General features: G+C 65.6%; 10 protein-coding genes and 1 pseudogene. 4 read left to right on the top strand and 7 right to left on the bottom strand.

The window, feature by feature from the left end:
• Positions 1–80: 80 nt before the first annotated feature.
• Positions 81–1,336, bottom strand: a pseudogene (locus AKN84_RS28995) (aspartate kinase).
• 209 nt (positions 1,337–1,545) lie between these two features.
• Here AKN84_RS28995 and AKN84_RS28990 point away from each other — a divergent pair.
• From AKN84_RS28990 to AKN84_RS28980, 3 genes are all read left to right on the top strand, one after another.
• Positions 1,546–2,013 carry a PH domain-containing protein gene (locus AKN84_RS28990; protein WP_050423943.1) on the top strand — a complete coding sequence of 156 codons (468 nt, stop codon included), beginning with the start codon at positions 1,546–1,548 and terminating at the stop codon, positions 2,011–2,013.
• Between the two features lie 14 nt (positions 2,014–2,027).
• Entirely contained in the window at positions 2,028–2,810 is a 783-nt protein-coding gene (ubiG, locus tag AKN84_RS28985) for a bifunctional 2-polyprenyl-6-hydroxyphenol methylase/3-demethylubiquinol 3-O-methyltransferase UbiG (protein WP_050423942.1), read from the top strand.
• 250 nt (positions 2,811–3,060) lie between these two features.
• A complete protein-coding gene (locus AKN84_RS28980; protein WP_050423941.1) occupies positions 3,061–3,960 on the top strand; it encodes a DMT family transporter in 900 nt (299 codons plus the stop codon).
• A gap of 58 nt (positions 3,961–4,018) precedes the next feature.
• Here AKN84_RS28980 and AKN84_RS28975 read toward each other — a convergent pair whose 3' ends face one another.
• The 5 genes from AKN84_RS28975 to AKN84_RS28955 form a co-directional block, all read right to left on the bottom strand.
• Complete coding sequence (locus AKN84_RS28975) at positions 4,019–4,459, bottom strand: EamA family transporter (RefSeq protein WP_050423940.1); 441 nt, start codon at positions 4,457–4,459, stop codon at positions 4,019–4,021.
• Positions 4,460–4,591: 132 nt separating this feature from the next.
• Positions 4,592–5,062 (bottom strand): DUF1178 family protein, encoded by a 471-nt coding sequence (locus AKN84_RS28970; protein ID WP_050423939.1) that lies wholly within the window; start codon positions 5,060–5,062, stop codon positions 4,592–4,594.
• Positions 5,059–5,937 (bottom strand): carbon-nitrogen hydrolase family protein, encoded by an 879-nt coding sequence (locus tag AKN84_RS28965; RefSeq protein ID WP_050423938.1) that lies wholly within the window; start codon positions 5,935–5,937, stop codon positions 5,059–5,061. The genes AKN84_RS28970 and AKN84_RS28965 overlap by 4 nt, the downstream gene beginning before the upstream one ends.
• Positions 5,937–6,209, bottom strand: a complete 273-nt coding sequence (gene grxC / locus AKN84_RS28960) for a glutaredoxin 3 (RefSeq protein ID WP_050423937.1) — start codon at positions 6,207–6,209, stop codon at positions 5,937–5,939. The genes AKN84_RS28965 and grxC overlap by 1 nt, the downstream gene beginning before the upstream one ends.
• Before the next feature lie 29 nt (positions 6,210–6,238).
• A complete protein-coding gene (locus AKN84_RS28955; protein ID WP_050423936.1) occupies positions 6,239–7,048 on the bottom strand; it encodes a ComF family protein in 810 nt (269 codons plus the stop codon).
• 78 nt (positions 7,049–7,126) lie between these two features.
• On the opposite strand from AKN84_RS28955, the gene AKN84_RS28950 reads away from it, so the two are divergent.
• Positions 7,127–7,990: a methyltransferase domain-containing protein gene (locus AKN84_RS28950; RefSeq protein ID WP_050423935.1), complete on the top strand. Its 864-nt coding sequence runs from the start codon at positions 7,127–7,129 to the stop codon at positions 7,988–7,990.
• A gap of 159 nt (positions 7,991–8,149) precedes the next feature.
• On the opposite strand, the gene AKN84_RS28945 is transcribed toward AKN84_RS28950, so the two are convergent.
• The gene (locus AKN84_RS28945; RefSeq protein WP_050423934.1) at positions 8,150–8,560 is read right to left on the bottom strand and encodes a (deoxy)nucleoside triphosphate pyrophosphohydrolase; all 411 of its coding nucleotides are present in this window, start codon (positions 8,558–8,560) and stop codon (positions 8,150–8,152) included.
• Between the last annotated feature and the right edge of the window lie 197 nt (positions 8,561–8,757).

Raw genomic sequence — 8,757 nt, 5'->3', positions numbered from 1 at the left:
ATCCGCGGACGGCAGACCCCTCACCCCGCTTCGCTGCGCGAAGCGACCCTCTCCCACAAGGGGAGAGGGTTCCAAGGACCCTACGCCTGATCCAGGCCGTACAGCGTGTGCAGCGTGCGCACCGCGAGTTCGGTGTAGGCAGCGTCGATCAAGACCGAGAACTTGATCTCGGAGGTTGTGATGGCGCGGATGTTGATGTTGCGCTCGGACAGCGCCTTGAACGCCTTCGCCGCGACGCCGGCATGGCTGCGCATGCCGCTGCCGATCACCGACACCTTGGCGACGTCGGTCGCGGTGTCGAGCCTGGCATAGCCGATCTTGGCCTTGGCGGAGGTAATGGTGTCCTTGGCGCGGTTGTAGTCGGCGGCCGGCACGGTGAAGGTGAGGTCGGTGGTCTTGCCGTCTTCGGACACGTTCTGCACGATCATGTCGACATTGATGTTGGCGTCCGCGAGCGGTCCGAAGATCGCCGCGGCGACGCCCGGCTTGTCCTCGATCTGGCGCACGGAAATCTGGGCTTCGTCCTTGGAGAAGGCGATGCCGGTGACGACGTGCATTTCCATGATTTCCTCCTCGCTGCAGATCAGCGTGCCCGGCGGCTGGTTGGCGTGCGGGTCGATATCCTCTGGCTTGTCGAAGCTGGAGCGCACGAAGATCGGCATGTTATGCACCATGCCGAGTTCCACCGAGCGAACCTGCAGCACCTTGGCGCCTTGCGAGGCCAGCTCCAGCATGTCCTCGAACGCGATCTTGTCGAGCCGGCGCGCCTTCGGCACCACGCGCGGGTCGGTGGTGTAGACGCCGTCGACATCGGTGTAGATGTCGCAGCGGTCGGCTTTCAGCGCGGCTGCGATCGCCACCGCCGAGGTGTCCGAGCCGCCGCGGCCGAGCGTGGTGATGCGGCCGGTATCGGGATTGATGCCCTGGAAGCCGGCGATCACGGCGACTTCCTTGCGCTCCTTGAAGCGGGTGATGATCTCGGCGCCGTCGATATCGAGGATGCGCGCCGAGGCATGCGCATCCGAGTCTTGATCGGGATCTGCCAGCCCTGCCAGGAGCGCGCTTGGATGCCGATGCCCTGCAGCACGATCGAAAGCAGGCCCGAGGTGACCTGTTCGCCGGAGGCGACCACCGCGTCATATTCGCGCGCATCGTGCATCGGCGAGGCCTCGGTGCACCAGGCCACCAGCTCGTTGGTCTTGCCGGACATCGCGGAGACCACGACGGCGACCTCGTGGCCGGCGTCGACCTCACGCTTCACGTGCTGCGCGACGTTGCGGATACGATCGATATTGGCGACGGACGTACCGCCGAATTTCATCACGAGGCGGCCCATGACGACGCGTCTATTCCTTTAAGAGGATAAGTAGGTTAACCCACGCCGAAAACCGCAAGCGCGGGGACCGAAAGGCGCGTATACATAGCGCCGCGCCCGGGGGCAAGCCGGTTGGTAGGGGTCCATTGGGGTCCCGCGGGGGTGATTCTGGCGGTTGCGGCCGGGCTGTGGCGCAAGGGTGACTAGCAGGTAACTCGAAGGCGGATTGGATGGGACGCTATATCGACGAAATCCTGCAGCCCGGCGAGAAGGTGCTGTATTCCACCAATGCGCACTGGATGTTCTATCTGCCGGCGATCGGGGCCTGGATCGTGGTGCTGGTGCTGCTGATCCTGTCGCGAATGCTAACTGTCGATGCCCTCGTGCTGGCCTGCCTGGCGGCCGCCGCCGTGGTCGCGGTGGCGGCTCTGTACTGGACCGGGGCGGCCTGGTTCCACCGCTGGACCACGGAAACCGATGTCACCAATTTCCGTGTGGTGCACAAGAGCGGCTTCATCAAGCGGCGCACCTTCGAGATGAGCCTCGACAAGGTCGAGAGCGTCGACGTCAACCAGAGCATCATGGGGCGCCTGCTCAATTATGGCGACGTCACCATCCGCGGTGTCGGCGAGGGCATCGAAACCATCAAGACCATCGCCTCGCCGCTGTCGTTCCGCAACTCGATCACCGCGCGATAGGGGCGCGCGCAATCATGGCCACGCAAACGACTCTTTCCAGTTCCTCCGCCGGTTCCTCCGCCAATGCCTCTTCGGGCTCGGTCGATCCGGCCGAGGTCGCGAAGTTTTCGAAGCTGTCGGATGAATGGTGGGATCCGCGCGGCAAGATGGCGCCGCTGCACAAGATCAACCCGCTGCGCCTGACCTATATCCGCGACGCCGCCTGCCGCAAGTTCGAGCGCAACGCCAAGAGCCTGAGCTGCCTGTCCGGTCTGCGCCTGCTCGACATCGGCTGCGGCGCCGGGTTGTTGTGCGAGCCGTTCACGCGGCTCGGCGCCCAGGTGATCGGGATCGATCCGTCCGCCACCAATATTGCCGCGGCAAAGCTGCACGCCGACAAGGGCCATCTGTCGATCGACTACCGCTGCACCACGGTCGAGGAGATGGACGTGCGCGAGCGCTTCGACATCGTGCTGGCGATGGAGGTGGTCGAGCACGTCAACGACGTCGGCGCCTTCATCAAGCGCTGCGCCGCGATGCTCAAGCCCGGCGGGCTGATGGTGGTCTCGACCCTGAATCGCAACTGGAAGAGCTTTGCGCTGGCGATCGTCGGCGCCGAATACGTGCTGCGCTGGCTGCCGCGCGGCACCCATGACTGGAGCAAGTTCGTCACCCCCGCCGAGCTCGAACGCTATCTCGGCGACGTCAACCTCACCGTCACCGAACAGGCCGGCGTGGTCTACAACCCGCTCGCCGACAAATGGACTGTGTCGACCGACATGGATGTGAACTACATGGTGGTGGCGGAAGAGGTGTGAGCTGCTCGCCGATTAGTGGCAGCCCTGTGTCTCCACGGCGTCATTGCGAGGAGCGAAGCGACGAAGCAATCCATTTCTCCGCTTGCGGCACGATGGATTGCTTCGCTTCGCTCGCAATGACGGAGGGACGACGGACAGCTGGTTTGCGGAGACCACGCAGCCCTGTCATGCACCGGCTCGGTTGACCGCGTCGGCTGCAATCGGCACGCTGCACGCGTACTCCCGCCCGGCACACTTTCCTTAGTCCCGCATGTTCACAATCGCCTCGCTCTGGATTCCCTTCACCATCGTCGCTGCGTTCGGGCAGGTGGCGCGCAATGCGATGCAGCGGCAGCTCACCGGGCCGCTCGGGACCTGGGGCGCGACCAATATCCGCTTCCTGTTCGGCCTGCCGTTCTCGGTGGTGTTCTTCCTGCTCGCGATCATCGTGACCGGCGACCCTGTGCCGTGGCCGATGGCGTCGTTCTGGCCGTGGCTGCTGTCGGGTGCGCTCAGCCAGATCGTCGGCACCGGCTTCATGCTGCTGGCGATGAACGACCGATCCTTCGTGGTGACCACGGCCTATATGAAAACCGAGGCGATCCAGACCGCGATCTTCGGCTTCATCTTCCTCGGCGATCATCTGACGTCCGCCAAGGTCATCGCGATCGTGATCGCGACCGTCGGCGTCGTGATCACTGCGCTGCGGCCCGGCGGGAAAAAGAGCTTTGCCGATCTGCGTCCGACCGTGCTCGGCCTCGGCGCCGCCGCGGTGTTTGCGATCTCGGCGGTGAGCTTTCGCGGCGCCATCATCGCGGTGCCCGATGTCTCGTTCGTGACGGCGGCCTCCTACACGCTGATGTGGAGCCTCCTCGTCCAGACGCTGATCCTGTCGGTCTATCTGTTGCTGCGCGCGCCCGACGTGCTGCGGAAGATCCTCGGCCTGTGGCGGCCCTCGCTATTCGCGGGCTTCATGGGCGCGTTCTCGTCGCAATTCTGGTTCCTGGCGTTCGCGCTCACCGCGGCCGCCAATGTGCGCACGCTGGCGCTGATCGAGGTGCTGTTCGCGCAGGGCGTCGCGTATTTCTCGCTCAAGCAGCCATTTTCGCTGCGCGAACTGACGGGCATCGTGCTGATCGTGATCGGCGTCGCGCTGCTGATTGCCGCGTAGACTCTTGTTCGACGCGTTTTCTTCGCGCGAACCGGTGCCCACTTCGCTTGAAAACGCTTTAGCCTTTCACCGCGATCAGCACCGCGCCGGCCGAGATCAGCGCGATCCCGATCCAGCCATAGGCCGAGGGGCGTTCGCCGAGGAAGACGGCGCCGAACAGCGCCACCAGCACCACGCTGAGCTTGTCGATCGGCGCGACCAGCGTCGCGGGTCCGAGCTTGAGCGCGCGGAAATAGCAGATCCACGACGCGCCGGTGCCGAGCCCGGACAGCAGCAGGAACAGCCAGCTTCTCGCCGAGATCGGTCCGGACTGGGTGAACTGCCCGGTTGCAAACAGGATCGCCGAGAGCGTGATCAGCACGACCACCGTGCGGATCAGGGTGGCGAGATCGGAGTTGATGCCCTCGACGCCGATCTTGGCGAAGATCGCGGTCAGGGCAGCGAAGACGGCGGACAGAAACGCCCAGACCTGCCAGGAGGAAAATGTCTCGGGGGTCATCTTGGACGCTCGGCCGGTTTGGCCCCACCCGTCATTGCGAGCGAAGCGAAGCAATCCATAGCGCAACAAGTTCGAAGCTGGATTGCTTCGTCGCTTCGCTCCTCGCAATGACGAGGATGGAGGCGGTTCGCCCTAGTTCCGATCTTCCGGCAGCGTCGGCAGCGGCGAGACCTCGACGCCCTCGTCGATCAGCGCGCGTGCTTCCTCGGGCGAGGCCTCGCCATAGATCGGCCGATGCTCGATATCGCCGTAATGCATCTTGCGCGCCTCGTTGGGGAAGCGGTCGCCGACATTGTCGGCGTTCTTCACGATGTGGTCGCGCAGTTCCTTCAGCTTGCTGCGCAGCTCGCGCTCCTGCGCCATCATCAGCGATGTCGATTCGTTGGGCGTCGTCTCGACGGGCGCCGCCGGTGCCGGCTGGGCCGGTTCGCGGCCCTTCTTGCTGACAACCCGCGGCGCCATGATGGCGCGCTCGACCTTGTCAGAGCCGCAGGACGGGCAATTGATCAGGTGACGCCGCTCCTGCGATTCATAGGCCGAGGAACTCTGGAACCAGCTCTCGAACTGATGACCTTGCTCGCAGCGCAGCGTGTAGCGGATCATGCCGAACCCCGGACGAGGTGCAGATGCTCCGGGCCGGCCTTGGGGTCAGCGATGCCGAAACGCCTGCCATGCTGCAGCGACGGAATGGTCTTGCGCGCGGTCTCGACCTTGGCGGGATCGATCTCGGCGAGGAACACGCCGGGCTCGACGCCGCCCTCGGCAAGGATCTCGCCCCAGGGGTCGATGATCAGCGAATGCCCGAAGGTCTCGCGCTTGTTCTCGTGCAGGCCGGCCTGCGCCGCGGCAAACACGAAGCAGCCGGTCTCGATGGCGCGGGCGCGCAGCAGCGTGTGCCAATGCGCTTCGCCGGTCTTGCGGGTGAAGGCCGACGGCACGGTGAGGAACGACGCGCCGGCTTCCGCGAGCGCACGATACAGCGCCGGGAAGCGCACGTCGTAGCAGATCGTGAGGCCGATCCGGCCCCACGGCAGGTCGGAGATCACGGCGGTCTCGCCGGGCTGGTAATTGGCCGATTCGCGATAGCTCTCGCCGCCCGGCAGATCGATGTCGAACATATGGATCTTGTCGTAGCTCGCGAGCACATTGCCCTCGGGCCCGATCAGGAACGAGCGGTTGACCGCCTTCTCCGGCGAGTAGCGCAGCGCCAGCGAGCCGATATGCAGGTGGATCTTCAGCTCGGCGGCGAGCGCGCGATACGCCTTCAACGACTTGTCGTCCTCTTCGCTCGCCAGGTGCTCGAACAGCGCCTTGCGGTTCAGCTGCATCATGTTGCTGACCTCAGGCGTCAGCACATATTTGGCGCCCTGCGCCGCCGCCTCGCGGATCAGCCGGGTGCCTTGCTCGAGGCTCGGCTCCGGCAGCAATCCGGTGCGCATCTGCACCATCGCGGCGGTGAAAATGTTGTCCGTGCCCATCAGGCGCCGCCTCCATTGCTGAGCAGGCCGTCGAGCTTGCCCTCGCGGTCGAGCGCGTAGAGCTCGTCGCAGCCGCCGACATGGGTCTTGCCGATGAAGATCTGCGGGAAGGTCGTCCCGGCGCCGGCGCGGTCGTACATCTCGTCGCGATAGGCCGGGTTGCTCGCGACGCTGAATTCGGTGAACGCGGCGTTCTTGCGCGTCAAAAGCGATTTGGCCGCGGTGCAATAACCGCAGCCCGGGCGTGTGTAGATTTCAATGGCAGCGGTCATGGTGCGCTCGGTTGAACTTGAATGACGGATTATATGGGAGCGCGGTGGGTATCGACAACCCGGGCAAACACCAGCACGTCGACCTGCGCGGCTTTGGCGCGCAACAACGCCCGCGCGCAGGCATCGACTGTGGCGCCCGAGGTCAGGACGTCGTCGACCAGGACGACGCGGCGGCCCTGGATGTCAGCCTTGCGTTCCTCGGTGACCCCGAATGCGCCCTGCACATTGCTGGCGCGGTCCTTGCGCGACAGCCCGATCTGCTGCTCGGTGGCGCGGGTGCGCCGCAGCGCCTCGGACACCATTTTGACGCCGCTCTGGCCCGCGATCACCTTGGCGAGCGCCCCGGACTGGTTGTAGCGCCGGCTCCAGCCGCGCCGCCAATGCAGGGGAACCGGCACCAGCATGTGGGCATCGTGTAGCAATTCCTTCCCCGCCCGCGCCATCCAGCGGCCCATTGTTGGCGCCAGATCGGTGCGATCCTGGTATTTCAATGCGTGCACCAGCGTGCGCGCGACGTCGTCATAGCGCACCGCGGCGCGGGCTCTGCTGTAGGCCGGCGGATTGGCGATCGCCTCCATCGACAGCAATTCGGGTCCGGGATCGTAGACAAAGGGAATGCCGAGCCGCGGGCAGAACGGCGGCGCGATGAACGACAATTTCGCCCAGCAGGCCGCGCAGACGCCCTCGCCATGGACCGGCTCGCGGCAGGACACGCACAGCGTCGGCAGCGCGATGTCGAGCAGGAGCCGCGCTGTCTGCAGCCAGCCGCCCCCGACCGCGCCAAGCGCGCGCTGAACATGTCCGGTAATGGAGCGTGTCGGTGATGCCTCGGCGTCCATGGTGGGCGAGGCTAGCGTTTGAGCAACGCGGGCTCAAGGCGCATTGCCTGCGGCGGCGGTCCGGCGTAACCAGCGCGGATGGCAACGACCCCGGCCACGGCCCCCATTCTGTTCGATCGCGCCTTGCTCGGCGCGCGGCTCGCGCGCGCGCAGGCCGCGGGGGCGGCGACGTTCCTGCTCGAGCGTGCCACCGAAGACATGGCGGACCGCTTGCAGGCGGTATCGCGCAGCTTTTCGGCGGCGGCCGACGTCTGGACACCGGGTGACGGGCTTGCGGACGCCCTGCGCGGGCGCGCCGGATCGGTCGATGCGATCGGTTTCAGTGAGGCGGAAGCGCTCGGCCTGGCCCCGGAGTCGCTCGATCTCGTGGTCTCCGCGCTCGCCTTCCAGTTCGTCAACGATCTGCCTGGCGTGCTGGCACAGCTTCGTCGGGCGCTGAAGCCGGACGGGCTGCTGCTCGCTGCGATGCTCGGCGGCGACACGCTGACCGAGTTGCGGCAGAGCTTTGCCGCGGCGGAGGCCGAATGCGAGGGCGGGCTGTCGCCGCGTGTCGCGCCGTTCGCCGATCTGCGCGACATCGGCGCGCTGTTGCAGCGGGCTGGCTTCGCGCTGCCGGTCACCGACGTCGACCGCGTCGTGGTGCGCTATTCAAACGCGTTCGCGCTGATGGCCGATCTCAGGCGCATGGGTGCCACCAATGTGTTGCGCGAGCGCCGCCACACTCCGACCCGCCGCGCCACCATGCTGCGCATGGCGCAAATCTACGGCGAACGCTTCGCCGATCCCGACGGCCGCATCCGCGCCACCTTCGATATCGTCTGGCTCTCCGGCTGGGCGCCGCATGACAGCCAGCCGAAGCCGCTGAAACCGGGTTCGGCGAAGGCGAGCCTGGAGGCGGCGGTGAAGGGTTCATCCTCCCCTGGAGGGGGGCGAGACGAGTGAAGCTCGCTCTTGAATCGACGCGAATGAAATGAGCGGCGAGGTGGGGTGACGGTCTCTCAGCACGAGCAGTGCCCGTATGGATAGATCACCCCACCTCGATCCGCATTCCGCTTCGCTTCATGCGAATCGATCCTCCCCCTCCAGGGGAGGATGAGAAGGTCACAGCAGCAAATCCATCAGGTGCGGCAGCAGCGGGATGTCCGCCGGCGGCATCGGGTAGTCGCGCAGCTTGCCCGCGCGCACCCAGGCGAGGTTCTGGCCCTCGCGTGCCACCGCCATGCCCTCCCAGCGCCGGCAGATGTAGAGCGGCATCAAGAGATGGAAGGTCTCGTAGGCATGGCTGGCAAAGGTCAGCGGCGCAAGGCACGGCTCGCTCACGGTGATGCCGACCTCCTCGTGCAGTTCGCGGATCAAGGTCTGCTCCGGTCGCTCGCCGGGCTCGATCTTGCCGCCGGGGAATTCCCACAGGCCTGCCAGCGCCTTGCCTTCCGGGCGCTGCGCCAGCAGCACGCGCTTGTCGGCATCGACCAGCGCGCAGGCGACGACGAGGGTCAGCTTGATGTCAGCCATGCGGCCCGGATGTCCCTTCTGAAGCCTGATCCGGACCCGGAGGGCCGCGTTAGCGCAAAGTGCGAAGCGGTTTTCCGCAAAGATCATGCTCAAACAATGAGTCAGCAAGCTTTCATTAACCAGCTCCGCGTCGTCAGCCAAACGATTTGTGTTCGCGGGTCCTTTCTGCGCGCGCGATAATTCGGCCTTAATTCGCG

The organism is Bradyrhizobium tropiciagri, from assembly GCF_001189845.1.
GTDB lineage: Bacteria > Pseudomonadota > Alphaproteobacteria > Rhizobiales > Xanthobacteraceae > Bradyrhizobium > Bradyrhizobium tropiciagri.
This window is presented reverse-complemented; position numbering and strand designations above follow the sequence as displayed.

Bases quoted from the DNA above. Each gene is read 5' to 3' on its own strand.
- AKN84_RS28975 (WP_050423940.1), bottom strand. From the start codon at position 4,459: ATGACCCCCGAGACATTTTCCTCCTGGCAGGTCTGGGCGTTTCTGTCC.
- AKN84_RS28990 (WP_050423943.1), top strand. From the start codon at position 1,546: ATGGGACGCTATATCGACGAAATCCTGCAGCCCGGCGAGAAGGTGCTG.
- ubiG (WP_050423942.1), top strand. From the start codon at position 2,028: ATGGCCACGCAAACGACTCTTTCCAGTTCCTCCGCCGGTTCCTCCGCC.
- AKN84_RS28965 (WP_050423938.1), bottom strand. From the start codon at position 5,937: ATGGGCACGGACAACATTTTCACCGCCGCGATGGTGCAGATGCGCACC.
- AKN84_RS28950 (WP_050423935.1), top strand. From the start codon at position 7,127: ATGGCAACGACCCCGGCCACGGCCCCCATTCTGTTCGATCGCGCCTTG.
- grxC (WP_050423937.1), bottom strand. From the start codon at position 6,209: ATGACCGCTGCCATTGAAATCTACACACGCCCGGGCTGCGGTTATTGC.
- AKN84_RS28955 (WP_050423936.1), bottom strand. From the start codon at position 7,048: ATGGACGCCGAGGCATCACCGACACGCTCCATTACCGGACATGTTCAG.
- AKN84_RS28980 (WP_050423941.1), top strand. From the start codon at position 3,061: ATGTTCACAATCGCCTCGCTCTGGATTCCCTTCACCATCGTCGCTGCG.
- AKN84_RS28970 (WP_050423939.1), bottom strand. From the start codon at position 5,062: ATGATCCGCTACACGCTGCGCTGCGAGCAAGGTCATCAGTTCGAGAGC.
- AKN84_RS28945 (WP_050423934.1), bottom strand. From the start codon at position 8,560: ATGGCTGACATCAAGCTGACCCTCGTCGTCGCCTGCGCGCTGGTCGAT.